This window comes from Halomonas sp. MCCC 1A13316 (genome assembly GCF_014931605.1).
Classification (GTDB): domain Bacteria; phylum Pseudomonadota; class Gammaproteobacteria; order Pseudomonadales; family Halomonadaceae; genus Halomonas.
The window spans coordinates 1,843,305-1,870,100 of record NZ_CP053382.1; the positions used below are offsets into that span (position 1 = coordinate 1,843,305).

Below are 26,796 nucleotides of genomic sequence, written 5' to 3' on the forward strand. Positions count from 1 at the left end.
GAAATAAGGAAGCAAGTATTGCACTTTTTCCTGAACCCTGAGGTGGACATCAATGCAAAATATACAGAAGCACGCCGAATATTTGGATCGATTATTTTCAAACATTTGGGCAAGCGCTCATCCTTTGATAGGTGATCGGGCCGTCCATGAAATCGCACGCCAACTGCCTTCGATAGCCAGCTTGGATAATGTTACGCGGCTGGTGGTATACATCAAGCCGAAGGTGGATCACCTGTCAGGGGGTCGGCTCGAGATCAAACTGCCAGCGCCCGCTGCTTTCGATAACCAGTACTTCGAGTTCCACCTCGACCTCAACAACAGTATTACAGCCTCGGCACTCGCAAGACTATGGGCTGAGGTGGATGCAAACGGTGCCATTTGGCATTCGGATGTGGATGTAGATGTCGACACCCCGTGGTGGGCGTGGGTTCTGCTGGGGCCGCTTGCCACCGTACCCTTTGAGATCATCGATGAAGTTCTGGGAAGCGACCAGGAAAACCAAATAATCAAGCAACTGTCGCAACTAAAGAACGTACTTTACGACCGTTCGGTGGAACTCGAACCCACCGGTGTAACACTGGATCTAGTCCATGGGTCGTTTGGAGGCAATATTTCCGGTGCTGACAGTGTTGACTGGATCGATATATTGTTTATTGCAGACAATTATAATGCTTCGAATATCAACGAATTTCACGCTGCAGTAGATGTTGCGACGAAAAAGCTGACGAAAGTATCTGGCGACCCGAGCAGCGCTCTTTTCGTGGCCCATGAATCGGTCTTGCGGACCTGGAAGCTGCCACTCACTCAATCGGGAACAGCTAAAACAGGGCGACTGATGGGATCTGCAAACAGGCCTGGTGGAGGCACGGTCACTGCTTTGGTGAATCTTGCACGGCTTGCGGAGGTAGGGCTGCTTATAGAAGACAAACTGGGCAGTGAATATCCGAAACAGAAAGGATTGGCTAAGCCCCCTCTCATTGTGATACTGCAGCGAGATTCCGAGGTTAAGCTGGCTCGCGCAAGTGCATGGGGTGGTCTTATTCTATTGCCCATCAAAGAGTTGTCTTCACCGTCCAGTACGGGGGCCTATGACGAGATGGCTCGCACTCTGATCCACGAACTGGGGCACACCTCGTTAGGCAGGCTGGCCGATGAATACAGTGGCATAGCACAGACTTACCAAGGCCCGGAACCAGTGGCGCCCAACGTTTCCAAGAATGCATCGACAGCAGGCATCAAATGGTCAAAATGGCTGTCGGCGCCCAGCTACACACTGTCCCCGCCAGTGTCGACGGGTAACGTTGGCGGATATGAGTTTGACACCGGAGTTCTTCGGCCTAGTGCCAACTGCAAGATGAAGGAGAGTAAGAAGGATATTGCATTCTGCCCGGTCTGCACAGAGACCCTTACGGAAGGTATTCTCCGCTACCTGGGCTATAAAAATCTCCAGGTCACGGCGCCGGTAGTGGTTGAAATGACCTATCTGTCGCCTTGGGAAAAGCTGACCGAGGAGATAATTTTACCTGCTCGCCTAGGCATTGGAGAGGTTCCGGTCAAGCTCCCACTTGATGTTTTGGAATTGACTGACGCGTCAGACCCTGTGCCCACCATCGTGGAGATCAAGGTCAAACGCGCTGCCTTGCCGGAGTACAAGACTCAGCTATTTGGCCGACACGCGGATGGCTCCTACGACACCACCTCACCACCGAATGTCGTGTACGGGCGTCCGGGAACACTCGCAACTTTAGAAATCAGCAGTGGGCCAACTTCCGCATTGTCTAAAGACCTCAAAAAAATCAAGCAAGTCGTCACCTTCTCGTTCGATAATGTCAAGAAGTTGAAGTTAGAACCACCTTTCGATCTGGGTCAGAGTGTCGCCGTAGGCGCCATCGTCGAGCCGAAGCTGGATCCGGCGACCGGGGATCTCTCCCTTGGGCTCATGCTAAACGCTAGGGCAGGCGGCGTTAAAGGGTGGACTCTGCCCACCAAGACCGAGTTCGTACTGGCGGGGCCGGGGGGAACGACCACACTGATCAAGACGGATCATGCGGCTTATGGGACCGAGCACACTTATGTGCCGGGTGGACTGCCTCATGGTGAATACAAATGGAGCGTCCGAACCATTTTACCTCCTTCAAGCAATGCGACAAAGTTCGAGGAGATGTCGTTAGGCGGGCAGAAAGGACATTTCACTATTCTTCCTTATCCAAAACAGCCTGAGTCTCCGCCAGTCGAGCCTTTCGACCTCGCGATAAGCCCTCGATTCGAAGTAGTCGGACTCTCAGGTGGCGTCACGCCGTGGCTTCGAGCTCGTGACGTCGCGCATGCTGCATCTTCTGGCCACGCTTCGTCTTTGTCGCGCACCAGAGGTATACATTTACCACTCGGCGGAGCCGCTGGTGCACATGGATTGTCATTTCCTCCCGGCGGGTACCCGGGGCAACCCCCAGTGTCGCCTGGCGGTGCGCCGGAACTGCCGAGGCCGCCGCACACGCTGCCACGTGGAATTCCAAGTGAAGGGATTCCACAACCGTTTCCCGGGCATGTGGAAAAACTGGTCGACTTGGCAGCCTCTTCATATGACGTAAACGGCGATGCAGTGCGGTTCGAATTCGAGGTGGTCTCATCGAGTGAGGCATTTACTGGTCAAAACCTCATCAATACGGTGCTGATCAAGCCCGACGGGATGTCAACGCTTCGAGTGCAAGGGGTCGTGTCGATTCCGGCTGGACAAGCTGTCAAGTGGCGCGTTCGTGCCGTTGATGAACACGATAACGCATCGCAATGGTCAGAAGCTGTCTCACCTCAAATATTACCCATGGGCATACTCACCGCGACGCACAGACCATGACTTACATTGCCGTCAACGTTACTGTCGATTACGGTAAGAAAAAGCCCTGCAACAAGGAACTGCTCGGTGAAAGTTGCTTTCCGCTCGGCAAGTAGACGTCTCGCAGAGCCTTGTCTGCTTTTTCTGCTGTGCGTAGGCGCCTGGCTGCCTGCCGCCGCGCAGCCGTTGCGAATCGGTATCTACGAGAACGAACCCAAAGTTTTTACCGATGCATCGGGTGAAGCCGCCGGCATCTTCGTCGACCTGACGAGGGAGATGGCGGAGCGGGAAGGCTGGACCCTCGAGTTCGTCCGCTGCGAGTGGGACGCCTGTTTACGGGCACTTCAGCGCGGCGAGCTCGACCTTCTCCCTGATGTGGCCTATTCGGATAGACGGGCGCGTACGCTCGATTTCCACCGCCAGCCGGCACTGCTCAGCTGGTCACAAGTCTATGTACGGGAAGACACGGGGCTGCTCTCGCTGTTTCAGCTACAGGAAAAGCGGGTTGCGGTGCTGCGTAATTCCGTTCAGCACGAGACGTTCGCCAAGATGGCAGATGCTTTCGGGGTCGATGTACATCTTGTTCCGGTTGCCGACCTCGCGCATGTGTTTGAGCTCACGGCGCGAAATGAAGCGGACGCCGCAATAGCCAATCATCGCTATGGCCTGCTGCACGGGCCGAGATACGGGCTCGAAGCGACCCCGATCGTCTTCGACCCAGCGCAGCTGTATTTCGCCACGGCAAAGGGTCGCCACGCTGACCTTCTCGCCGCCATCGACCGCTGGCTGGTCGATTGGCGCCAGGACGACACTTCGCCTTATTACGACATCGTGCGTCGCTGGGAAAAGCCGCTGCGCCAGCCGCTGGTGCCCGTAGGGTTCTGGTGGGGGCTGGGCGGCGTCATTGCGCTGATGCTGCTTGCCCTGGCCGCGGCTGCCTGGCTGCGGCGCGAGGTGGCGACCAAGACCCGCCACCTGCAGGAAAGCGAGCGCAAGCTGGCCACCATTCTCGACACGGTGGGCGCCTGTATATTCATCAAGGACAGGGCACTGCGTTACGTCTACGCCAATCGGCAGACACAGGAGCTGTTTGCACGGCCGGTCGAGGCCATCATCGGTAAGGGGGACGAGGCGTTCTTCGACGCGACCACGGCTGAGCAACTGCAGGCCAGCGACCGTCGGGTAATCGAGGCGGGCGAGCGGGTCACGTCGGAAGACACCAACACTACTGCCGACAACGCCGAGAAGCGTACTTACCTGGCAGTCAAAATACCCCTTCGCGATACCCGTGGACGCATCTACGGCCTGTGCGGCATCGCAACCGACATCTCCGAACGCAAACGCAACGAGGAGGCCATCTACCGGCTGGCCTACTTCGATACTCTCACCGGGCTGCCCAATCGTAGCCTACTGATGAAACAGATGAGCGAGTCATTGTCGACCGCGAGCGAAACGTCGATCCAGGGGTTGATCTACATCGACCTGGATGATTTCAAAGACCTCAACGACCTTCACGGGCACGCGGTGGGCGACGACTTGCTGCGTGATGTGGCGCAACGTCTCCGCACTCTCATGCAGAGTGAGGAGCAGCTGGCGCGCCTGGGAGGCGATGAATTCGCGATATTGCTGAAGGGCTTGTCCTCGAAACCCGATCAAGCCCGCATCGAGGCCGAACGGCTTGCTCAGCGGATACTGGCGATCCTGAAGGAGGCCTATCGTCTGGGCGACTTCCGCCACCACGGCACCTGCAGCATCGGCGTAGCCATGGTAGAGGAACGCGGCGAGGATGATGCGGAGGAGCTGCTCAAGCGAGCCGAACTGGCGATGTACCAGGCCAAGAGGGCCGGAAGAAATACGATTCGATTCTTCGACGCCGAGGTTCGTGCTGCCGTTGCCGCACGCATCGTGATGGAGGCGGATCTACGCACCGCCCTGAGCGAGGAGCAGTTTCGCCTGGTCTATCAACCGCAAGTCGACGCAGAGCAGCGAGTCATCGGTGCCGAGGCGTTGGTACGCTGGGATCATCCTCTACAGGGCGAGATCAGCCCGGGTGAGTTCATTCCGGTTGCCGAAAGCAGCGGATTGATTCTCGGCCTGGGGCGCTTGGTGCTGAGCACGGCGTGCTACCAACTCGCCAAATGGGAAAAGGACGCTTCCATGGCGCACCTGACGCTGGCGGTCAATGTCAGTACTCGGCAGTTCCGCTCGGTGGGCTTCGTCGACGACCTGCTGACGATCATCCAGGAAACAGGCGCGCCGCGCAGCCGCCTCAAGCTGGAGCTGACCGAGACGGTCCTGATCGAGGATCTCGAGGAAGCCGCGGAAACGATCACCACGCTCTCCCGGCTCGGGATCTGCGTTTCCCTGGATGACTTCGGTACGGGTTACTCATCGCTGGCGTACCTCAAGCTCTTGCCGCTGTCACAGCTGAAGATTGATCAATCCTTTGTACGCGATGTGCTCGAAGACCCGGCGGCAGCGGCAATAGCGCGCTCCGTCGTAGGCCTTGGCAAATCGCTGGAAGTGGAGGTCATCGCCGAAGGGGTGGAGACGACAGCGCAGCTGGAGTTCCTCTCTGGCATTGGCTGCAGGCTCTACCAGGGCTATCTCTTCGGGCGACCCACCGAGGTCGAGGCGCTGGAGCGTCTAGCGGGGCGCCTGCAAGGGGCATAGCATCGTCTCCCTTCCAAGCTCAGCCCTACCCCTTGCACACGATAAGCGCCTTGTGACTCCACCCCATTAGAAGCCCAGTTTTTGGAAACGACTGTTACATTGTTGGGGCGTAAGATATTTTCTGTATCATTATTTTTAACTATTTAACCTTGTAAAAGAGTTGTTGGGCTATTCTTCTCATGTGGCATTAAGTTATATCCAAATAACAGGAGAGGGCATGTCGGCACTTCGTCATTACCATTACGGAGCTTTGGCCGTGTCTATGCTTGCGCTGACGGGTTGCACAGGCATGGGTGAAGCGCATTCAACGACCGAGGTTCCTGGTGATCCAGAGAGTACTAAGGCCAGCCTACTAGAGGCCGGGGCAAAAGTAATGCAAACAGATGCGCCGCCATCCCGGCTTGAGGTTTACCTGGTAGGTTTTCATCCACTAAAAAAGGAGCCTTTGCATCAGTTTGAAGCCCATCATTTTTGTGATCAGGTCAACGAAGACTTCTTGCAATGCGCTCTTTACGACGGTAACTCTGAAGATGCGAAATTGAACGGCATTGAGTACATTATTTCAGAAGAACTTTTCGAGCGTCTGCCAGAAGAGGAGAAGCAGTATTGGCACCCGCATAATGGAGAAATTATTTCCGGTCAGTTGGTGGCTCCTAATCTGCCTGAAATCGCCGAGCATGAGCTTATGGAAAGCAAGATAAATAGCTATGGTAAAACTTGGCATACTTGGCATACTTGGGATACGGCGAAGGGCGGCGGTACGACAGAAGAGTCATTGCCTCTTGGAGAGCCATCCTTGGCTTGGTCGTTTAACCGTGATGGTGAGGCGAATCCAGGCCTGATCGAGGCACGAGACGAACGTATGGGCATTGATACCGAGGAGCGGCGCAGAGCGCGGCAAGATCTCGTGCCTCTGGCTAAGCCACAGGTTGGCGTCGATTCCCTGAAAGACGAGTTTCCGAGACCAACACAGCCCATCCCTGGTGTCGAGGCAAAGCCTACAAATTAAGACACCCCGGCTTGTGCCTACCCAGGGATACCTTTGTCCGGGCCAGGACCAATGGGCGCGACTACTTGCTATCAGGGATCGGCAGCTTGCGAATTTGCGACTTCCTCACGGAAAGGGTATAGGTGCTGCATCGACAAGCAGATATTTGCGCAGCTATGCCCTTGCAAAATCTCCAGCTCAATTGGCTGAAAACCTTCGAGGCGGTGGGGCGACACCTGAGCTTCTCACAAGCCGCTCATGAGCTGAACATGAGCCAGTCAGCCGTCAGTCAACAGATCAAACTGCTCGAGAACAAGTTGGGTAGGCAGCTTTTCGAAAGGCAGACACGCTCGATCCAACTGACCGTGGCGGGACGTGCCTATCTTGGAGTGGTGCGCGAAGGGCTTCGACACATGGACCAAGGGCTGAACAGTATCTTCAACTCCGAAGCCCAGGGGACGCTGGAACTCAGTGTCAACAATACCTTCGCCCAGTTCTGGCTTGCGCCTCGACTGGAGCGGTTTACCAAGCTCTACCCTCGCATCTCGGTGCGCATCTTCGGGATGAACTGGGAAGCGGAAGCGCCACCAAGCAGCGCCGAACTCGAAATCCGCTATGGCTCAGGAAACTGGCCCTCTTTCCAAGCCAAGTGCCTGCTGTCGAAGGAGATTCGTCCTTATTGCTCGGCCACGCTGGCCAATCACTTGCGCGATACCGAAAATGTGCTCGACCTGCCGCTTATCGATGTCCTCGGTACTCCCAATGGCTGGAGCGATTGGCTCTCGCAATACTCGCCAGGGGTCGCCGATGGTAGCCACCAATTCTACGTTGACAGCTATACCATTGCCGCCAGCATGGCGATAGAAAACGTGGGCGTCTGCTTGCTCAATGATGAGCTGGTTCAAGGCTCGTACTTGCATAAGTTTCTTATATCGCCCTTCCGAGAAAGCATTGAATGCCAGGCAAGCTATTTCCTCATCAAGCTGCATGATAGGCCACTCTCCGGCGTCGCCCAAGCATTCCACGATTGGTTGCTGGAGGAGCTTGATTAGCACACGGCTCGGATCAACACTTTACCCTCTGCATGCCGGGATCGTGGAACGCACGCAGGCTTGCCTCGACCTTGTACCGATGCATGGCGATTTCTATCTCGTATTCTCCGCTATCGATCCATTGTTTCGTGATACCCGCGGGGTTTTCGACATAGCCCATGGCAATATTGGCACCTATGTAATGACCATACATACCCGACGTGGTACGTCCCACGATCGAGCCGTTGCGGTAGATGGGCTCCTCATGGAAACTGGTGGCTTCCGGATCGAGGAACCGGAACAGCACCATTCGCTTCGTGACACCTTTTTCTTTCTGTCGGAGCAACGCTTCACGGCCGATGAAGCCGCCCGGCTTGTCGAAGTCCGAAGCGAAGGAGAGTCCCGCTTCAAGCGGCGTGTCCTCCTCGGTGACATCATGCCCGAAGTGTCGATAACCCTTCTCGATACGCAGCGAGTTGAGCGCATGGTAGCCGCATAGCTTGAGATTGAAGGGGCTGCCGGCGGCCATGATGCGATCGAAAACATCCGGGGCGAATTCGGTCGGAATGTACAATTCCCAGCCCAATTCGCCGACATAGGTGATACGCGAAGCACGCACCCGGGCATAGCCGAGCTCGATCTCCCGCGACGTGCCAAAAGGGAAGCCCTGGTTGGAGAGGTCTTCACCGGTCAATCGTTGCAGCAGCTCGCGTGAAGCAGGGCCCATCACACCGAGCACGGCCATCGATGAGGTCATGTCGGTCACCACGACCCTCGCGTCCTCGGGGGTGTTGCGCTGCAGCCAGTCGAGATCACGCGTCTGGGTCGGCGCACCGGAGACGACCAGAAAAGCCTCCTGGGTGAGCCGAGTGACCGTCAGGTCGGCTTCGATGCCGCCTCGCTCGTTCAGCCATTGTGTATAGACGATGCGCCCTGGGCTAACGTCTATGTTGTTGCTGCAGATACGGTTGAGTACCGTTACCGCGTCGCGGCCCTGCATCAGGAGCTTGGTAAAGGAGCTCTGATCGAACAGTCCGACTTTCTCGCGCACGGCTGTATGCTCTGCCGCCGACCACTCGAACCAGTTCTGCTTGCCCCAGCTGTACCGATACTCCGCTTTTTCACCCTCGGGAGCGAAAAAATTGGCCCGCTCCCAGCCCGCCACTTCACCGAAGCAGGCGTTGGCAGCCGCCAGGCGGTCATGCAGGATGCTTTTTCGAACATTGCGTGCCGTTTCGAATTGGCGGAACGGCCAATGCATGGCGTACAGCAGGCCCAGCCCTTCGGTGGTCCTGTCGTAGAGGTAGGTGGCATTTCCCTGGAACGGCAAGTTGCGACGAATATCTACGTCCCACAGGTCCATCGGGGCATGGCCCTTGCTGATCCATTCGGCGAGCACCTTGCCGGCCCCTCCCGCAGACTGAATGCCGACCGAATTGAACCCGGCGGCGACGAAGTAATTGCGCAGTTCCGGGGTTTCGCCAAGGTGGTATCGGTCATCCGGCGTGAAGCTCTCCGGGCCGTTGAAGATCACCTGAAGGCCGGTCTTAGCGAGGGCAGGAACGCGGCGCATGGCAGCCTCTAGGTAGGGCTCCAGGTGGTCGAGGTCTGGCGGCAGCTCATCGAAACTGAAATGCGCGGGTATTCCGTCGTGCCCCCATGGCTTGGCATTCGGCTCGAAGGTGCCAATCAGCAACTTGCCGGCTTCGGTCTTGAAGTAGTTGCAGTTATCGAGATCCCTCAGGGTGGGCAGCTGAGCCGCTAGGTCAGGCATTTTCTCGGTGACGACGTAGTAATGCTCGGCAGCATGAAGGGGGATGTTGACTCCCGAGGTTCTGCCGAGGTGGCGAGCCCACATGCCGGCGCAGTTGACGACGTATTCCGCTTCAATATCACCGGCATGCGTGATCACGCCGGCGGCCTTTCCCTGTTTGACCTTGATCTCGAGAACCTTGGTGTTCTCGATGATTCTGGCGCCACCCTTGCGAGCTCCTTTTGCCAAGGCCTGGGTGACATCGACCGGATTCACGATGCCGTCGAGCGGCAGGTAAATACCACCGACGATATCGTCGGTATCCATTAGCGGCCACAGTTCACCCGCCCTTTGCGGGTCTACGACCTCGCAAGGGAAACCGCATAGCTTGGCCATCGAGGCACCGCGCTTGAGTTCGGTGAAGCGCTCCTGATGAGTGGCAACACTCAGGGAGCCGTTGCGCACAAAGCCCGTGTCTTGCTGGGTTTCATCGCGCAAACGCTCATACAGGTCGGCGCTATAGCGCGCCAGCATGCTCATCCGGTAAGTAGCTCTGAGAGTTGGCACCAGCCCGGCGGCATGCCAGGTGGTACCGCAGGTCAGAGTGTTGCGCTCCAGTAATACGACGTCACGGATTCCCAGCTTGGTCAGGTGGTAGGCCACGCTGCAGCCTATCACTCCACCGCCAACGATCACGACGCGGGCCGAGCTCGGCACTGTCTGGCTCATGGTCAGTATACCCCGGCTATTGTCCTTTGTTCTGATGCTAGGTAGCGAGCCAGGCGGAAGCCAACGATTTATCTTTGGTCGATTGATAAGCTGAGCTTATTCGTCAGACTTGCCGATCTTGCCGATCTTGCCGATCTTGCCGATCTTGCCGATCTTGCCGATCTTGCCGTCGAGCAGGCACTGTAAGCGTGGCGATGCGCATCTCGGCAGCTATGGATGCGTTCATTAACACATATATTAAAGGGTGGCTTCGCTAGCCGGGCATTTTCGGACAACACTATAGATGATTGAACTTTTATGAGGTGCATTATGTTCAAGGCAATTCTGATCGACAAGCAGGATGATGGGCAGCGTGTGGGCGTGGAGACCCTGGATGAGGACCGGTTGCCGGAAGGCGACGTCACGGTACGGGTCGCCTGCAGTACCCTCAATTACAAGGACGCGCTGGCAATCACCGGCAAGGGGCCGGTAGTGCGTCGTTTTCCCATGGTTCCAGGGATCGACCTTGCAGGAACGGTCGAGCATTCTGACTCCGATGAGTTTCGTCCGGGTGATGCCGTGTTGCTCAACGGCTGGGGTGTCGGGGAAACGCACTGGGGAGGCTTGGCCGAGCTGGCCCGTTTGGAGGGGCGCTGGCTGATACCTCATCCCTCGGATTTCAACTTCCAGCAATCCATGGCCATTGGCACTGCCGGCTACACCGCCATGCTATCGGTGATGATGCTGGAGCGTCATGGGGTCACGCCGGAACAGGGCGAAGTGCTGGTCACCGGTGCCAGCGGTGGCGTGGGGAGTTATGCCGTGGCGCTGCTCGCCCGGCTGGGGTATGAGGTGGCGGCTTCCACGGGACGCCGGGAGGAGGCGGGCTATCTTCAGGCGCTTGGTGCCCAGACAATCATCGACCGCGAAGAACTCTCTGCGCCAGGGCGTCCGCTGGGGAAGGAGCGCTGGGCGGGAGCTATCGACTCGGTGGGTAGCCATACACTCGCCAACGTGCTGGCGACGACACGCTATGGCGGGACCGTTGCCGCCTGCGGGCTGGCGCAAGGCATGGACCTGCCTTCCAGCGTCGCCCCCTTCATACTACGAGGCGTGACCTTGGCCGGCATCGAGAGCGTGATGCGGCCACGAGCCGATCGCGTCGAGGCCTGGCGCCGGCTCGGTGAACTGCTTACCCCCGAGCACCTGGATGCCATTACCCAGACAATTACCTTGGATGAGGTTATCGAAAAGGCCGACGACCTGTTGGCGGGTCGTGTCCGTGGACGACTCGTAGTGGACCTGGCGAAGTGACATGCAGGGATGCGCCGGGCTCACCCGGCGCTTGAACTCCGCTGAAAAGTCAGCGCAGAACGAATCCCTACACCTTGCTCACGATCAGCGCCGCATTTACCCCACCAAAACCGAAGCCGTTGCACAGCACGTGCTGGGTCGCGTGCTCGCGTGCCGAGCCCGAGACGATATCCAGGTCGTGCAGGTCCTCGTCGTGGTTCTCCAGGTTCAACGTCGGGGGCAGGCGGTCGTGCATCACTGCCAGGGCGGAGAAGATGCTCTCCACGCCGCCGGCGGCACCCAGCAGGTGGCCGGTAGCCGACTTGGTCGCAGAGATCGGGATGCCGCCGAGAGCGTCGCCGAAGGCGTTGCGCAGGGAAGCGACCTCGGCGCGGTCGCCGACCGGCGTCGAGGTAGCATGGGCATTGATATGATCGATCGCCTCGGGAGAGAGTCCCGCCATCCGCAGCGCCGCCCGAATGGCCGCCGCGGCCCCGGCACCGTCTTCCGGGCCGGCAGTGATGTGGTGGGCATCGGCGCTGGTGCCGTAGCCGCTGAGAATGGCCAGCGGCGTTGCCCCGCGTGCCTCGGCGTGGGCCAGGGTTTCGATCACCAGCAGCCCCGCACCCTCACCCATGACGAAGCCGTTGCGCGCCTGGTCGAAAGGCCGCGACGCCTTGGCAGGGTCGTCCTGTTCGGTAGAGAGCGCCTTCATGGCGTGGAAACTGGCCAGCGAGAGCGGATCGATACAGGCCTCGGCACCGCCCACCAGCGCCACCTCAGCTTCGCCGCTACGGATCATGCGCATGCCGTCTCCGATGGCCTGCACGCCGGCCGCACAGGCCGTGACCGGGCAGCCGATCGGCCCGCGGAAGCCGTAGCGAATCGATACGTTGCCCGCGGCCAGGTTGGCCAGGAAGGCCGGCACGGTGAAAGGGGAGAGCCGGCGGTGACCGCGCGTCGAGAGGGTGTTCTGGGCCTGGGTGATGGTGGGGAAGCCGCCGATGCCGGACCCCACGATGGTGGCCGTGGCCAGCCGATCCGCATCGCTTTCGGGGAACCAGTTGGCCTGGGCCAGCGCCTCTTCGGCGGCGGCCATGGCGTACAGGCTGAACAGCTCCATCTTGCGCCGTTCCTTGGCATCCAGCACCCGGTCCGGGTCGAGGCCGGCTTCCGGGTCGTCCTCGATGCCAGGAACCGAACCCGCGACCTTGATCGGTAGATCGCCGGTATCGAAGCGGGCGATCGCAGAGATGCCGGAGCGGCCGGCGAGAAGGCGATCCCAGCTTGCCTTGACGCCGCAGCCGAGCGGGCTGATCATGCCCATGCCGGTGATGACGAGCGGTGATTGCATGGTAATTTCCTGAACAGCTTGGTGTTATGCCACGCTAACACCAAGCTTGATATGATCAAGGTAATATTCAGCGTGGGAGTGTGAAGTCGCCATGCCCTACTCGACGAACCACAAGGCCAAATCTCGAGAGCGTATCCTCAAGTCGGCTATCGAGCTGTTCAGCCGCAAGGGCTTCGAAAAGGTCTCCATCGGCCAGATCATGAAGCTGGCCAAGATGACCCACGGCGCCTTCTATGCACACTTCTCCTCGAAGGAAGCGCTCTATCACGCCTCGGTGCGAGAAACCCTGGAGAGCAGCCGCGCGGCACGGCTGGTCAAGGGGCCCCTTTCAGTGAAGCACCTGACGGAGCTGGTCGCCAACTGCTGGAACCTTCAGGAGCTGGAGCGCAAGCACAAGCCGGGGCCCGAGACGGTGCTGTTCAACGAGATCGGCAACGAGAACGCCGAGATCCGCACCCTGTTCGAAGCCTCCTACCTGCGCATGAAGAAGATGCTGGAAACCCGCCTCATCGCCCTCAGCCGCCTGAAGAAACTGCCCTTCGAACCCGACCGCGAGGTCATCGCCGACAAGTCCCGCGCCATTCTCGCCTCGCTGGTCGGCGCCGTCGCCATCGCCAAGAGCCTGCCCGGCGAACAGGAGCGCCAGCACATTCTCAACGCCGCTCAGCGCAACATCCTGCAGATGCTCGGCGTTGAAGAAAGCGAGCTGGAATACATGCTGGGCGAAGTCGGATAGGTTGGGAGCTGAGACATTTCCGTTGGGGAGCTGTCAGGTCGTCCAGTGGACCGGCGCGCGAGGGTCGGGCTCGTAGGCGAAATAGCTACCGGTGCGGATCGTGCGCGCCAGGTGCTCGCCGAGGCTCGAATGATGATGACTGATTCGCTTGAGGGCGTAGCGCAGTGACCGTGTGGCGCTGGTGCGAGCGCGCTCCAGACCGTCACCGACGGTTCGGGCCCGGCCGTTCAAGCCGACGCCGCGCCGAAGCTCGTCAATCAGAAACTGACGATCGGCACGCGCAAGCTCAGCGCGGTGAAAGTCATTGTTTGCCTCGGCCTCGGCAATGTCCTCTTCGGTCTCGGCGAGCCGCTGTCGGTAGGCTTCACGGGCCTTCGAGTCGAAGACTTCCAGCCCCGACTGGTCCAATCCGGTATGAGCAGCCATCCCGATGCCATCCGAAGTGACGCCGACAGGGAGCGCCCCACGCTCCACTGCCACCAAGTCGAGAACGTGAAATTCCCGACCGGGCTCTGCCAGTAGGCGCTCCAGGTAGCGCATACCCTTGAGATCCTTCAGGCGAACGGTAGCACCGCCGAAGGTCACCGTGCGCATTTCCCCCTCGCAACAAAAGACGCAGCGTTCAGAATCGGCAGCTTGCCGCGAGGGTTTGACGGGTAAGTGCTCGCGAGCCAGTTCCGCCCAGGGTTTGGCGTTGAGGCTCTCGAACGCTCGGCATGCCGCCTCGATCTCCAGTTCGGCCGTTTTGGCGTCGCCCGCCGCGCGGTGTGCCACGGCCAGCTCGACGCGCAGCTGCGCCGCCTCGAACGGCATACGCAGCGAGACCCATTCCATGACGGCCTCGCTCAGAAGACGGATCGCATCGCTTTCCTGTCCGTCGAACAGCGCCAGACGCCCCTGCGCGGCGAGCGCCGAGTTCTGCAACGTGCGGCTCCGGTACATCTGGGCAATCTCAGCGAGATCGGCAGCGGCGGTGCGCGCCGTGTCGGCGTCTCCGGCTGCCAGCGCGATGACCACCTGGGCATCACGCAGGGGAGCCCGCTGCAAGCCTCCAGAAGGTGGGCGCTCCTTCGACGGGATATCGAACGGATGGTCGAGTGCGCTGTTGATCATCGAGAAGGCTTCTTCGACTCGGCCCTGGGCCAATCGCAGCATCGCCAGTCCCGGTTGAGGAAGCCAGGCGTTCTGGTGCGCCGCGAGAAACGCCTCTTCGGCACCCGGGAAATCGCCCTTGCGCAGCCGCGCGTTACCGAGCTCGGTCAGCGGCCAACCGTATTCCCGCCGCATCCACGGGCGCAGCTCTTCGCAGGCCAGCAACGCCTCCTGCTCGGCGGCGTCGCAAGGGCCGCGCAGGCGCATGATCTCCGCGCGGTGCACCCGGCAGCGGCCGTTAAGGCCGCCGAACGCCGCCCCATGGCGCCAGCGTTCCATCGCCTCGGTCCACTCCTCGGCGCGATCGTGTTGGCCGATCCACTGCATCGCGCAGATCACCTCGCACCACATCTGCCCGGTGGTGAGAGGGTCGAGATGACCGGAGCTCAGCTCCACGGCAACGTCGTCCAGCGCACTCAGCCCTTCATCCAGATCACCGTCATGAATGCGGACCCTCGCCATGGCCACCTGCCCGATGATCGATGGTGAGGCAAGGCCGTGTCTCTGCCCTCCGTCCATGGCCCGTTGCGCCCATTGCGCCGTACCCGGCATATCACCGCACATCAGGCGCTCGTAGGTACGCACGGCGGCAAGCCACGTCCATACCGGGTTGTCCGGTGCATCTGCTACCAGGCGTTCCGCCCGCGACAGCCACGCGCGTACCGTGGCCATCAGCCCCGTATCCATCATCAAGTACATGCCGACCATGACAGCGGCGAAAGCAGCCTCGTGGAGGCGGCTCGCTTCAAGGTGCAGGTGATAGAGCTCACCATACGCGGCCAGCGTGCCTTCCAGGTCGCCCGTGCCGTAAGCGGCCTGGGCCCGTAGCGCCAACAGCTCGGCTGAAGGCGGCATCGAAAGCCCGGCGAGCAGTTTGTGTGCCCGGGCGAAGTCGCCAGCGTCGAGGGCGGTGCGAATCGACGACAGTTCTGATTTCGTCATCGCAGTTGCCTCTGTTGTGGTTGTAACAAGGATTGTTACGCCTTGTAGGTAGGTGCCATGGCACCTACCCGAAACCGCATCCCTGAAAGGAGCATTTCGACATGAACGAAACCCTTTATGACAGACTCGGCGGTCGAGGCGGTATTGACAAGCTCTGCGATCGCATCGTCGAACTTCACCTGCAGAACGACGTCGCCGGCCCACGCTACCAAGCACTCGACCAAGAGGCGCTGGACCGGGCCAGCCTCAAGGTGAAGGAGTTCATCGCGGCCGGCACCGGCGGGCCCGTGGAGTACACCGGACGCTCGATGATCGAGACCCACACGGGCATGAACGTAAGCGCGGCGGAGTATGTGGCCGTGGTGGACGACATCATGCAGGCCATGAACGAAATGGAGTATCCGCGCCCGGTCTGCGACGAAGTGCTGGGCATTGCCTATTCACTCAAGGGGGAAATCATCCACCAATGAGCGAAGCCATGCCATTTGGCCGTTGCCCACCCGTGGTCAATGCAGGCCACCGGCGGGCTAGGTGTGGCTTTCCTCAAGCAACCGCTTTCCTCACTCAACCGGTATCGGCCAGCTTACGCCGGTCGATACCGGTTTACCCCACCACCACACCGCTACCGGAGGGGGAAGTTCCGCTAAACTATGTTTTCCTCACTTGCGATAGCGAACGTACCCCCACAGCCCAGGTTGCGTCGATCATCGAGGCTGGTGGCTTTGAGCTTCCGGTGCCGTTCTTCCAGGCCGGCTTGATCCATGCCTGGCTATCAAAGCGAACTCAAACCCAGCCGCCCGACTAAGCTATAAATCGTACGGCACACGTCGCCGAGAGGCATGCCATGCCGTTTACCGTGGAGCAGTTCTTCGGGGTGTTCGGGGCCTACCACGATGCGGTCTGGCCGGCGCCGCTCGTACTGATCGGCCTGGCCCTGGTCGGCATAGTGCTGATTATCAGGCCGCGCCGTTGGAGTCACGGGGTGGTCGCCGGTATATTGGCCGCATTATGGGCATGGCTGGCCATTGCCTATCACCTTGTTTTCTTCACACACATCAATCCGTTAGCGTATGCCTTTGCCGCCTTATCGCTCGCCGGTGCGGCAGTCTTTGTCTGGGAAGGGCTGGTACGACATCGGCTCCGCTTCGAGTGGCGTGGCAATGCACGTGCCTGGGTCGGCGCAGCGCTAGCCGGCTTCGCGCTGGTGGTTTATCCGGCCTGGTCGTGGCTGGCTGGCCATACTTACCCTCACATGCCGACGTTCGGGCTGCCTTGCCCAACTACACTGTACACTTTGGGGGTATTGGCGTTCCTGGTTCCACCCTATCCGCGCTGGCCCCTCCTGGTACCGGTCATTTGGAGCGCCATCGGAGCCCAGGCCGCCTTCTTTCTAGGAGTGGGGCAGGATCTCTCCCTCATTGGAGCAGGGCTGATGGGCGTGTACCTGATGATGCGTAGTGGCATGCCGCACCACGAGACGGCGAAGCCTCATGGTGACTGACATGCCGTTCCCTGACGGAACAAGGTGGTTATCGTGCAGAATTTTTGCGTCCTTCTGCCGCCTGGCCCGTCTCCTGTTGTGAAAGCCTCGCAAGGAGCGAGGAACCCTTTTCATGAGGAACACGCCATGCAGCAGAAGATAAGAACAGCCGTGTCGTCGGAAATGAGCCCCACGCCCTCCGATATCGACATCGAACTGTTGGCCCTCGACCTTACGAGCTGTACGCGATGCGCCGGTACCCTTGAGAATATTGAAAAAGCTATCGAGATCGTGCGCCCCGCGGCCGAGGCGGTCGGAACCAGGCTGAACGTCACCAGGATAATCATCGATTCAGAAGCACAGGCTGCTCGGCACCGGTTTATTTCCTCGCCTACCGTTCGGGTAAACGGCATCGACCTGGCATTCGAAACTCGGGAGAGCCGCTGCGACTCCTGTACGACACTCAGCGGGTCGGATGAGGGCACGAGTTGCCGAATATGGCACTACCGTGGCGAGGAATACACCGAAGCCCCCGTTGGGTTGGTGGTCGAATCGCTGCTCCGTGTCTTGGCGGGTCAGCGTTCCACAGAGACGGCACCGGTTGCGTATGAGGGGGTGCCGGACAACCTACGGCGCTTCTTCGCCGGTAAGGCGGCCGGGCAGGGCAGTGCATCGCAGCCGCGCTGCGACGAAAGCGAGCAGTCCACTTGCTGCCAGCCACAGGCCAAGGCCGAATGCTGTGGCCCATCCGTGGAAGAGAATTCATGCGGGTGTCGGTAAACGACGAACAAGACCAGCGCCTGCTGTGGCAGGCGTTTCGTACCGAACTCCTGCGCTTCGTGAGCAAGCGAGTGGCGGACGAAAGCGTGGCGGAGGATATCGTGCACGACGTCCTCATCAAGGCGTTCTCCCACCGCGATGAGCTGAGGGACGGCTCCCGGCTGCGCGCATGGCTCTACCAGATCACCCGCAATGCACTGGCGGATCACTATCGGGCGCACAGGCCGCTCGAACCGCTGCCGGCGGAGCTGGAGGAGCAGGCGGAGGCAGATGAGCGAGCGGAAGCGGAGCTGGCCCTGTGCCTGCGCCCGCTAATGGGCAAGCTGCCGGAAAAGTACCGGGAAGCGCTGCTCACCACCACGGAGACCGGCCTGACTCAGAAGCAGTATGCATCGCAAAAGGGGCTGTCGATCTCAGCGGCCAAGTCCCGTGTACAGCGCGGCCGCAGCTTGCTGCGCGAAGCGCTGTTGCACTGTTGCCGGGTCGAAATGAACCAGCGAGGAGAGGTGTTGAACTACGACCTTAATGATAAGTGCCAATGTCACTAGCACAAGGCACGTTATTCTCCGGAAAGTTCTATTCCCCCTGAAAAAACCACGGACCAATCTCTCATAGCCAACCCCTATCGAGGCGAAAGCCAGCCAACTCCTTGACGGCTTCGGTCCTGAATCCTTCACTGATATCTGACGGCTTATAGGTACGACAAAAAATGAGGCGATGCGGCGTTACCGTCTCAAATGCCCTGTAGGCCACCATCCAGTCGAGGAGAAGACCGTGTCTGAACAAAAGTCTACACGCCGGGAGTGGGGGGCACGCACCACGCCCAGTTTGCAGGGCAACGAACACTGGTGGCCCGACCAGCTCAACCTCAACGTATTGCACCAGAAGCACCCCGACGCCAGCCCGTTCGGTGCCGACTTCAGCTATGCCGAGGCGTTCTCGCAGCTAAACGTCGATGAGCTCTGCGCCGATCTCGATGCGCTGATGACCGACTCGCAGGAGTGGTGGCCCGCCGACTGGGGCCACTACGGCCCGTTCTTCATTCGCATGTCGTGGCACGCGGCGGGCACCTACCGCGCGCTCGACGGCCGCGGTGGCGGCGGCACCGGCGCCCAGCGCTTCGCGCCGCTCAACAGCTGGCCCGACAACGGCAACCTGGACAAGGCCCGCCGGCTGCTGTGGCCGATCAAGCAGAAGTACGGCGAGAAGATCTCCTGGGCCGATCTGCTGGTCCTCGCTGGCAACCGTGCGCTGGAGACCATGGGCTTTCGCACCTTCGGCTTCGGCTTCGGCCGCGCCGATATCTGGGCACCCGAGGATGACATTTACTGGGGCCCCGAGACCGAGTGGCTCGCCACGGGCGACGAACGCTATACCGGCACCTGGGAAGACGGCAGCCGCGTGCTCGACAACCCGCTCGCCGCGGTGCAGATGGGGCTGATCTACGTCAATCCGGAAGGCCCCAACGGCATACCCGACGCGATGAAGTCCGCTCAGGACGTACGCGAGACATTCGCCCGCATGGGCATGAACGACCGCGAGACCGTCGCGCTGACCGTGGGAGGTCACACCTTCGGCAAGATGCACGGCAACGGGCCGGCCGACGCCGTGGGCGACGCGCCCGAAGCCGCGAAGATCCACCAGCAGGGCATCGGCTGGGCCAACAAGCACGAGACCGGCCTCGGCGAGTACACCGTGACCTCGGGCCTCGAAGGCGCCTGGACTCCGACGCCGACCAAGTGGGACAACTCCTACCTCAACACCATCTTCGCCCACCAGTGGGAGGTGAAGAAGTCGCCCGCCGGCGCCAACCAGTGGCAGCCGGTCGAGGTCAAGGAGGGCTACTGGGTGCCCGACGCCCACGTCGAAGGCAAGAAGAACCCGCCGGTGATGAACACCGCCGACATGGCGATGATCACCGACCCCCTCTACCTCGAGATCGCCAACGAGTTTCACCAGAACCCGGACGTGCTCGCCGACGAGTTCGCCCGTGCCTGGTACAAGCTGCTGCATCGTGACATGGGCCCGCGCGACCGCTACCTCGGCCCGCAGGTGCCAAGCGAAGTACTCGTGTGGCAGGACCCGGTACCCGAGCACCAAGGGCCGCTGGTCAACGACCAGCAGATTGCCACGCTAAAGCAGCAGATCGCCGACTCCGGCCTCACCGCCATGCAGCTGGTGGGCACCGCCTGGGCCTCGGCCAGTACCTACCGCCAGACCGACCACCGCGGCGGCGCCAACGGCGCGCGCATCCGTCTCGAGCCGCAAACCGGCTGGGACATCAACCTGCGCTCCGGCGTATTCGACGTGATCGACCGGCTCGAGCAGATCAAGAATGACTCGGACGCCAACATCTCGCTGGCGGACATGATCGTGCTGGGCGGTAGCGTCGGGGTCGAGATGGCGGCCAAGGCGGCCGGGCACAACGTCACCGTGCCGTTCACCCCGGGCCGTACCGACGCCACCCAGGAGATGACCGAGGTGGATACGACCGCCTACCTGGAGCCGAGGCACGACGCCTTCCGCAACTACATGCAGCCCCAGGTGACCTCCATCCCGGCCGAGCACCTCATGGTCGACCGCGCCTTCATGCTCAACCTCAGCGTACCGCAGATGACCGCGCTGCTAGGCGGCATGCGCGCCATCGGCGTCAACGTGGGTGACAGCAACGACGGCATCCTCACCGACCGCCCCGGCCATCTGACCAACGACTTCTTCGTCAACCTCGTCGACATGGGCACCGTGTGGGAGCCCCTCGACGACAGCGAAGAGCGCTTCGAAGGTCGCAACCGCAAGACGGGCGAGAAGAAGTGGACCGCCACCCGCGTCGACCTCGTGTACGGCTCCAACTCCCAGCTACGCGCCATCGCCGAGGAGTACGCCGCCAACGGCGGTGAAGAGCGCATGGTCGACCGCTTCGTCAAAGGCTGGGTCAAGGTCATGGAGAACGACCGCTTCGACCTGCACCGCTGAACGACAGGTCCGCAGCAGTAACGCGGACCTGGCTCAAAAAACCGACCCCGAAGGTGGTAATCCCGCCTTCGGGGTTCTTAATTCCACCTAATGCTTTCGTTGGCGTTGCCCTCAACGTTTCTGTTGGTTACGGTACGTAAAAAGCCGCAGTAGACGGCTAGATAATCAGGAATACGCAGGGACTGCCGAACTAAGGATGATGCTCATTATCATCCATTCTGCCAGCAGGGGCGGTAGCGTGCCCCGATTCCCCAACTTCCCCGCAAGAAGAAATCAGTCCTATTTACATTCTTCAGCAACCTATTGGATTCAAAACCGATTCGATTGCGCATGGTATTCTCTGACAATTGTTTGATTCAGAAGAGATAACCCATGCGCCATGAAGGCAATCTCACCGAGTGGAACGACGAAAAGGGCTTCGGCTTCATCACGCCAGCTACAGGCGGCCCTCGCGTGTTCGTCCATATCAGCGCCTTTCCCCGCAGTGGGCGCCGCCCAACGGTCAATGAGCCGATTACCTATCACCTGACGCAAGACAGCCAGAACAGACCGAAAGCCCAGAAGGTGGGCTACCTGAAAGCGGCGCGTCACGCATCCCCACGCTCCAGAGGGCTGATGTTGGCATGCGCCATAGTCGCTGCGTTCTTCGCACTCCTGGCAGCCCTGAGCGCTCTAGGGCACGTACCAATGCCGCTGGCAGCGGCATACGCGCTGCTGAGCATGATCACATTCGCCATGTACGGCATCGACAAAGCCGCAGCAGGGAAGGGCAGAAGGCGCACACCAGAAACCACGCTGCTCTTCGTCGGCTTGATCGGTGGCTGGCCCGGTGCACTGATAGCGCAGCGAATGTTTCGGCACAAAACCAGGAAGCAGACGTTTCAGGCGGTTTTTTGGTGCGGGGTGGTGGTGAATTGTGGGGTGGTTGGGTGGTTGAACTACTCAGGTGAGGTTGCGAGCGTTTGGGCTGGTTTGGGGTTCGGTGAATAGTGATTAGGGCTGTGGCGCGTCATGCATTCAGCTGCCTTCCTATCTATTAGTCGATACGCATACAGTATATTGGTTCCATGCCCAAGGGGCTGATGCGGGTGCGTCACTACGGCTTTCTGGCCAATCACTGCCGGCGACGACGCCTGGCACAGATCCGCCAAGCGCTGGCGGTGACTGAGACGGCACCGGATACCAATATGGCCGCTAACGACAAGGAGCCGACCTACACCTGCCCGCATTGTCGGCGACCGACGCTGCGAGTCATCGGGGCGCTTACGCCCCAGCGACCCATCCTCGGCCGGTCACCCAACCACAGGGGACAACGCTATCGAGCATGAGGTAACGCCAGACACATAACGGAGTTGGCCAGACAACGGACTCGACGATCCGGCCCGCTGGCGGGTCGTGGCGGCACGCGTCCTGGTAATGGCTTTTGGCCAGTCGGCGCGTTACGTTGGGATGAGCTGGGTCAGGAAAGACGGGCAAAATGATCACGAACACGGTTCACACACGTCACCAGGGCACTGCGCCCGAGCGATCTCTCTGCCCAGACAACGCAGCGGTCAATACAATACCCTATAGAAGCGGCGCAGCAGCTTGACGGGCGGCTTAGTCCAACAGGCATTTATTCGCCATGCTGCGCACGGCGAATAAATGCTGAACGGTTGGGCATCGGAAGAACTTACAGCGAGGCGATAGTTTGCAGTACACGAAGAACCAGATTCGCGAGCGTCGGATGCTTCGGCTAGCCCAGTTAATCCACGATCACTGGGAAGAAGGCTCCGGAATGGACACCCGGCTCTTCGAAGTGCCGCTGTTGCATGACTCCCTGGTCCTTAAGGGGCGATCGATCGCCGGCGTAAAGTACCGTGAGCATGTTGTCCCTCGGGCTCTTCTCCGTGACGAGTGCCTGAAAATGTTTGATGCTGGGGCGACGGTAGTGGATGTTAAGGAGTGCCTGCTTCAGTACCTATGGATCGTGCACATCACCGAGGAGGAAGCCGCGCGCCTCAACCTTTCGCACAAGGTCACGATGCCGGGCGGGTGGGTGTTCGGCGAGGGAAATCCCTTTGCACGGCTGGCCGCTGTTGGTATTGAACTGGAGCCTAACCAGGCGCTGGAGCCGACGGGCTAACGCCTGCAGCTCAGCTTCGTCGTTATACAGGCCATACCTGAGACTAGGGTGCAAGAGAGTATAGGGGATCAAAGTGAGTTTGAATGACATACTGACAATAGTAGCCATATTGCTTGCACCCATAGCAGCGGTTCAGGTCCAGAAATGGCTTGAAGTATTCAGGGAACAGCGAGGAAGAAGGCTGAATGTGTTTAAGACATTGATGGCGACCAGGGCCGCCAATGTTTCTCCTGAGCATGTCCAAGCACTAAATATGATCGACCTAGAGTTTCAGGGAAAACGCTACAAGCCAATCACAGATACTTGGAAGGCATACCTAGATCATCTTGCAAGCTATCCAAAGGATGGCGGGGAGACCTTGCAGCAGCAGTGGGGAGAAAAGCGTGTCGACCGGCTTGTGAGTCTTCTCATGGAAATGGGTAAGTCGCTCGGTTACGAATTTGATGAGGTTCATGTAAAGAAAGGTGTCTACGCGCCGGAAGCCCATGGGCAGATAGAGAACGAAAATCTATTGATTCGCCGTGGATTGATTCGGCTGCTATACGGGGATTCTGCCGTGAAGATGGACGTCGAGAGTCTCCCAGTAAGTGAAGATGAGGCTTCAGAGCAGAAATTAATACGCAAGGCTTTGTTGGACGTTTTGTCAGGGAAAGAGGCAATAAGCGTCCGTTCTGAGCATGCCGAACCTAAGGACTGAAGTGTATAACCATGCCATCCAGTTGACGATCCTGCGTCGCGCAACTGATGGCCGGCGTTATAAGGTGAGTTCAGCAGTCGAGATTTTATGAAAAATACTGAAAATTTTAAGATTTTTTGGTGGTTTGTTCTTGTTTTGGCTATAGGGGGTTTCCTTTTTGGTCGGCAAGAAGATCTGATCAATGGTGAACCAACATATTTCGATTCGATTGTGTTTGTAATCTGGATTGGAATCTGTCTTGCGCCAATATTTCAGGAAATGGATTTGTTCGGTGTTAAGTTGAAGCAAGATATACAAGATCTGAAAAAGGATATGAATCATCAGCTTGCAATCCTAAAAACAGAAATAACTTCCTCAATTGAGGTTTCTTCAGCAAATAGCAATCAAATCTATGTCAATACAAACTCAGAGCCCCCCAAAGATTCGGAGATACCAGGCCTGACCGCGCAGATACAAGCGGCAATGGAAAAAATGGGTATAAAGTCAGAAGATACTGAAAATCTGAGAGAAAAGTATTCCGGCTCTATCGAGACGGAAATGTTTGAATTCAGACTGGCGTTCGAAAAATTGTTACGTAGGTACTCCGTTGCACTAGGCATGGATGCCAGGCGGGTCTCTGTAGGGAAAATGCTATACACATTAAGACAGGTTGAAGGTATTCCGAAAGACATTGTTGTGGGTGTTCAAGAAGTTATATCAATTTGTAACTATGCAGTACATGGCGAGGACGTCACACCTGATCAAGTCTATTTCGTAAGGAAGTCAGCGCCCGGTCTATTAAAGGCGCTGGAAGCAAGCCTTAAAAATTCCTTATAACAAGTGGCTTTTGTCGGACGCGCCTGCGCTGGCGCTCCGGTGCGCCGCAAAGCCAAGCGTTAAGAAGACGGAGACGACCATTTTTACATGTTTGCAACTAGCGGAGATTTCGGAGCCTGATTGGTCGGTTAGCTGGGATGCCGAGCAGATAGTAAAACTCTATAGAGTTATGGAGGGGGCCATGGTTGAGCACCTACCGGTGCTGAATCAGGCTGCCTTGGACTCGGACTGGGGCCCAGCGTATCTCTCAACAGTTCCAGCTTCTCTATACGGCGATGTCAGTTCCGGACGACATGCTTTCGCCGTGGAAGGGCTGAACTGGGGTATTCGCCTTACGGAACCGCAAGTCACTTCTGCGTTAGTTAACTTTCTGTCACCAACAGTGTTCACCGATGCTGGACCGCGGAGGTGCGCAGCTCTGGTGCGTGCGCTTTATCGTGCTGCTTGTCGCATGGATGAGCGGCTGAGACTTGATCCCTTGCTCGCGACGCCGGGTACTCTGGAAGTCGCAGCCGAGCGGCGCACCGGGGACCGCCGAATCGACATTGCTATCGAATGGTTCGAAGGGCCGACTACTGACAAAACAAGCCGGCGTTTATTACTGATCGAGTGCAAGTTCGATCACCACATAACAAGCCAGCAACTCCCTGCCTATCGCCAGTACGCCCAGCGGCAGACCACTGAGGGGGGGTACGCTCTCTTTCTTCTGTTAGACCGACTCACATCACGCACCACGAGGTCTATTGCGCGCAACAAGGACTGGCAGCCGGTGACTTGGTTAGCAGTGCTCCGATATTTGGAGCAAGAGTTGATTCAGGAGCCTGATGAGGGGGTAGAAGAGTTTGCCTGCCTCCGGCGCACGATATGGAATATGGCAAGAAGTCGACCATTTTAGTAAGGGGGAACATGAGCCAAACGCTTACACTGCCAGCGAGTGTCCGTGATTACATGCTCAAGCCAGGCGTGCGGACCGCGGTGGACCATCTGCTTGAGCAGAAGCAGGATCACTTTCCCATCGATTTTCAATGGGAAAGCATGCTCGACTACCACGACGGCTTGCTGATGGCCGCGAAAGTGCGGCGCGACTACGTCGCGACGCTACATTCCGCTTGGGGGATGATTTGGCAGGAAGCGCTCGTAAGCGAGGGGTATGGGCGTGAGGTTCCGTTCGCCGACTATTACCAAGAAACACTTCCCGCACCCAAAGTGGTCTGGGACGATGCACTTTATCGTTACTATTCTCTACCCGGGCGTAAGGACGCATGGCTGTATACGGCTGTGGCGTTAACCCCAAGCGACGGCTTGGCGGCCTATATCGCTGCGGAGGACGAGAGCGAAAAGAATCTGCTTGCCGAAGATAATGTCAGGCTTGAGGGCTGGATTCCGGACGAGTCTGACTACTGGCGGACCAAGCGCGGCGCGGCCAAAGTGCATAGCGATGGGATCGTGGATGTGTCGGCTCTTATAACCGCGGCGAGGGAAGTGCTTAGAATTCTGCGCACTTAAGCCAAGAGTATGGGAGTCACGTTGCATGTGTAGGCTGATACCACCAAGGACCACAAATTGATTATCCCCCAAGACGGGCGCTTGCGGCTGGATCGTGAGCGCTTGAAGCAGCACCGCAAGCGGCTGGGCCTGAGTCAGGAGGCCCTGGCCGAGTACTGTTTTGATCGGCGTTTGTGCGTCTCCATCGCGTCCATCAAGCGGGCTTTATCGTATTGCTCGCTATCTGGCTGAGATCTACGAGGTCGAGGCCGAGGAGCTGTCGGCGGAGGCAGAAGAGCCCAAGCGTTAGGAGATTTGAAATAACTTATGAGTGAACTGATCGACTCTATTAATAGGCTGCGTTCTCCCCGAAAGCTACTCCAGGTAGCCGAAGCTGCTAAGCAGCGAATGGCGGACCTTGGTTTCTCGTCTGGAGCCACAGATCTAGTCGGGCAGTACGCAGAGCTGTTAGTTCAAACCCACTTCGGAGCCCGCCGATCAGCTAACTGCACAGCCGGCTGCGACCTTATAACGAACAATGGTCTCAAGATTGAGGTCAAGGGCCGGGTTGCCAGGCGCGATGGCTATGTACCTCGCACATATATTCGTAGCACCACGGTGGATGGGCACCAATTCGACTATCTAGTCTATGTTGTGTTTCGGCGAGACTACAGGATCGAGCGGGCGTATGGGATCCCCATACATGTTTTTAAGAAGGTCGCCTCGCTGGTACAGCACAACAATAGCTTGCCAAAGTGGCGCTTCCGAGCGACAGTCGATTTGCTGGCCGCTCCTGGGGTAGATGATCTCACAGCAGATCTCAAAAAAGTCAGTTAAATCAATAAGGTGGAATATAGAGCTCCTTGGGGCTAGCGGGATATTCAAGAGAAGGACATGGGCAGCCATAGCCGTAGAGGCAAATGACAACTGCCTAACCAAGTGCTTCAGCTAACGGACCCGCGTATCTGAGCTTGCGCGTT

General features: G+C 58.7%; 21 protein-coding genes and 1 pseudogene. 19 read left to right on the plus strand and 3 right to left on the minus strand.

Annotation, left to right across the window (positions count from 1 at the left end; genetic code table 11):
* Nucleotides 1-52 precede the first annotated feature (52 nt).
* The 4 genes from HNO52_RS08560 (at nucleotide 53) to HNO52_RS08575 (ending at nucleotide 7,543) form a co-directional block, all read left to right on the plus strand.
* Nucleotides 53-2,851, plus strand: a complete 2,799-nt coding sequence (locus HNO52_RS08560) for a M64 family metallopeptidase (protein ID WP_197568718.1) — start codon at nucleotides 53-55, stop codon at nucleotides 2,849-2,851.
* A 66-nt stretch (nucleotides 2,852-2,917) separates the two neighbouring features.
* On the plus strand, nucleotides 2,918-5,503 hold the full coding sequence (locus HNO52_RS08565; RefSeq protein ID WP_197568719.1) for an EAL domain-containing protein: 2,586 nt from the start codon (nucleotides 2,918-2,920) through the stop codon (nucleotides 5,501-5,503).
* Nucleotides 5,504-5,720: 217 nt separating this feature from the next.
* Nucleotides 5,721-6,512 carry an OBAP family protein gene (locus tag HNO52_RS08570; RefSeq protein WP_232090678.1) on the plus strand — a complete coding sequence of 264 codons (792 nt, stop codon included), beginning with the start codon at nucleotides 5,721-5,723 and terminating at the stop codon, nucleotides 6,510-6,512.
* A 122-nt stretch (nucleotides 6,513-6,634) separates the two neighbouring features.
* Nucleotides 6,635-7,543, plus strand: a complete 909-nt coding sequence (locus HNO52_RS08575) for a LysR family transcriptional regulator (RefSeq protein WP_197568720.1) — start codon at nucleotides 6,635-6,637, stop codon at nucleotides 7,541-7,543.
* Nucleotides 7,544-7,556: 13 nt separating this feature from the next.
* Here the strand turns inward: HNO52_RS08575 and HNO52_RS08580 are convergent, their stop codons facing one another.
* On the minus strand, nucleotides 7,557-10,004 hold the full coding sequence (locus tag HNO52_RS08580) for a GcvT family protein (RefSeq protein WP_197568721.1): 2,448 nt from the start codon (nucleotides 10,002-10,004) through the stop codon (nucleotides 7,557-7,559).
* A 309-nt stretch (nucleotides 10,005-10,313) separates the two neighbouring features.
* Here HNO52_RS08580 and acuI point away from each other — a divergent pair, with 309 nt between their 5' ends.
* A complete protein-coding gene (gene acuI / locus HNO52_RS08585; protein ID WP_197568722.1) occupies nucleotides 10,314-11,297 on the plus strand; it encodes an acrylyl-CoA reductase (NADPH) in 984 nt (327 codons plus the stop codon).
* A gap of 67 nt (nucleotides 11,298-11,364) precedes the next feature.
* Here acuI and fabF read toward each other — a convergent pair whose 3' ends face one another.
* Nucleotides 11,365-12,630, minus strand: a complete 1,266-nt coding sequence (gene fabF / locus HNO52_RS08590) for a beta-ketoacyl-ACP synthase II (RefSeq protein ID WP_197568723.1) — start codon at nucleotides 12,628-12,630, stop codon at nucleotides 11,365-11,367.
* 91 nt (nucleotides 12,631-12,721) lie between these two features.
* Here fabF and HNO52_RS08595 point away from each other — a divergent pair, with 91 nt between their 5' ends.
* The gene (locus HNO52_RS08595; RefSeq protein ID WP_197568724.1) at nucleotides 12,722-13,366 is read left to right on the plus strand and encodes a TetR/AcrR family transcriptional regulator; all 645 of its coding nucleotides are present in this window, start codon (nucleotides 12,722-12,724) and stop codon (nucleotides 13,364-13,366) included.
* A 33-nt stretch (nucleotides 13,367-13,399) separates the two neighbouring features.
* Here HNO52_RS08595 and HNO52_RS08600 read toward each other — a convergent pair whose 3' ends face one another.
* The gene (locus HNO52_RS08600; RefSeq protein WP_197568725.1) at nucleotides 13,400-15,460 is read right to left on the minus strand and encodes an ATP-binding protein; all 2,061 of its coding nucleotides are present in this window, start codon (nucleotides 15,458-15,460) and stop codon (nucleotides 13,400-13,402) included.
* A 101-nt stretch (nucleotides 15,461-15,561) separates the two neighbouring features.
* Between HNO52_RS08600 and HNO52_RS08605 the strand changes: the two genes are divergently transcribed.
* The 13 genes and pseudogenes from HNO52_RS08605 (at nucleotide 15,562) to HNO52_RS21445 (ending at nucleotide 26,653) form a co-directional block, all read left to right on the plus strand.
* On the plus strand, nucleotides 15,562-15,930 hold the full coding sequence (locus tag HNO52_RS08605; protein ID WP_197568726.1) for a group I truncated hemoglobin: 369 nt from the start codon (nucleotides 15,562-15,564) through the stop codon (nucleotides 15,928-15,930).
* Nucleotides 15,931-16,304: 374 nt separating this feature from the next.
* Nucleotides 16,305-16,961 (plus strand): DUF6064 family protein, encoded by a 657-nt coding sequence (locus tag HNO52_RS08610; RefSeq protein WP_197568727.1) that lies wholly within the window; start codon nucleotides 16,305-16,307, stop codon nucleotides 16,959-16,961.
* 126 nt (nucleotides 16,962-17,087) lie between these two features.
* A complete protein-coding gene (locus HNO52_RS08615) occupies nucleotides 17,088-17,720 on the plus strand; it encodes a DUF2703 domain-containing protein (RefSeq protein ID WP_197568728.1) in 633 nt (210 codons plus the stop codon).
* Nucleotides 17,705-18,268: an RNA polymerase sigma factor SigZ gene (gene sigZ / locus HNO52_RS08620; protein ID WP_197568729.1), complete on the plus strand. Its 564-nt coding sequence runs from the start codon at nucleotides 17,705-17,707 to the stop codon at nucleotides 18,266-18,268. Before HNO52_RS08615 ends, sigZ begins: the two co-directional genes overlap by 16 nt.
* 226 nt (nucleotides 18,269-18,494) lie before the next feature.
* Nucleotides 18,495-20,693, plus strand: a complete 2,199-nt coding sequence (katG, locus tag HNO52_RS08625; protein ID WP_197568730.1) for a catalase/peroxidase HPI — start codon at nucleotides 18,495-18,497, stop codon at nucleotides 20,691-20,693.
* 372 nt (nucleotides 20,694-21,065) lie between these two features.
* Entirely contained in the window at nucleotides 21,066-21,683 is a 618-nt protein-coding gene (locus tag HNO52_RS08630) for a DUF1294 domain-containing protein (RefSeq protein WP_197568731.1), read from the plus strand.
* 77 nt (nucleotides 21,684-21,760) lie between these two features.
* Nucleotides 21,761-22,021 (plus strand): annotated as a pseudogene (locus tag HNO52_RS08635) (IS91 family transposase); the annotation flags it as partial.
* A gap of 362 nt (nucleotides 22,022-22,383) precedes the next feature.
* Nucleotides 22,384-22,818: a hypothetical protein gene (locus HNO52_RS08640; RefSeq protein WP_197568733.1), complete on the plus strand. Its 435-nt coding sequence runs from the start codon at nucleotides 22,384-22,386 to the stop codon at nucleotides 22,816-22,818.
* Nucleotides 22,819-22,891: 73 nt separating this feature from the next.
* Nucleotides 22,892-23,515, plus strand: coding sequence for a DUF6680 family protein (locus tag HNO52_RS08645; protein WP_197568734.1), 624 nt, complete (start codon nucleotides 22,892-22,894; stop codon nucleotides 23,513-23,515).
* 87 nt (nucleotides 23,516-23,602) lie between these two features.
* Nucleotides 23,603-24,331 carry a hypothetical protein gene (locus HNO52_RS08650; RefSeq protein WP_197568735.1) on the plus strand — a complete coding sequence of 243 codons (729 nt, stop codon included), beginning with the start codon at nucleotides 23,603-23,605 and terminating at the stop codon, nucleotides 24,329-24,331.
* A 181-nt stretch (nucleotides 24,332-24,512) separates the two neighbouring features.
* Nucleotides 24,513-25,226 carry a PD-(D/E)XK nuclease family protein gene (locus HNO52_RS08655; RefSeq protein ID WP_197568736.1) on the plus strand — a complete coding sequence of 238 codons (714 nt, stop codon included), beginning with the start codon at nucleotides 24,513-24,515 and terminating at the stop codon, nucleotides 25,224-25,226.
* Between the two features lie 11 nt (nucleotides 25,227-25,237).
* Nucleotides 25,238-25,837, plus strand: a complete 600-nt coding sequence (locus HNO52_RS08660) for a hypothetical protein (RefSeq protein ID WP_197568737.1) — start codon at nucleotides 25,238-25,240, stop codon at nucleotides 25,835-25,837.
* A 387-nt stretch (nucleotides 25,838-26,224) separates the two neighbouring features.
* The gene (locus HNO52_RS21445; RefSeq protein ID WP_442907173.1) at nucleotides 26,225-26,653 is read left to right on the plus strand and encodes a DUF6998 domain-containing protein; all 429 of its coding nucleotides are present in this window, start codon (nucleotides 26,225-26,227) and stop codon (nucleotides 26,651-26,653) included.
* The last annotated feature ends 143 nt before the right edge of the window (nucleotides 26,654-26,796 follow it).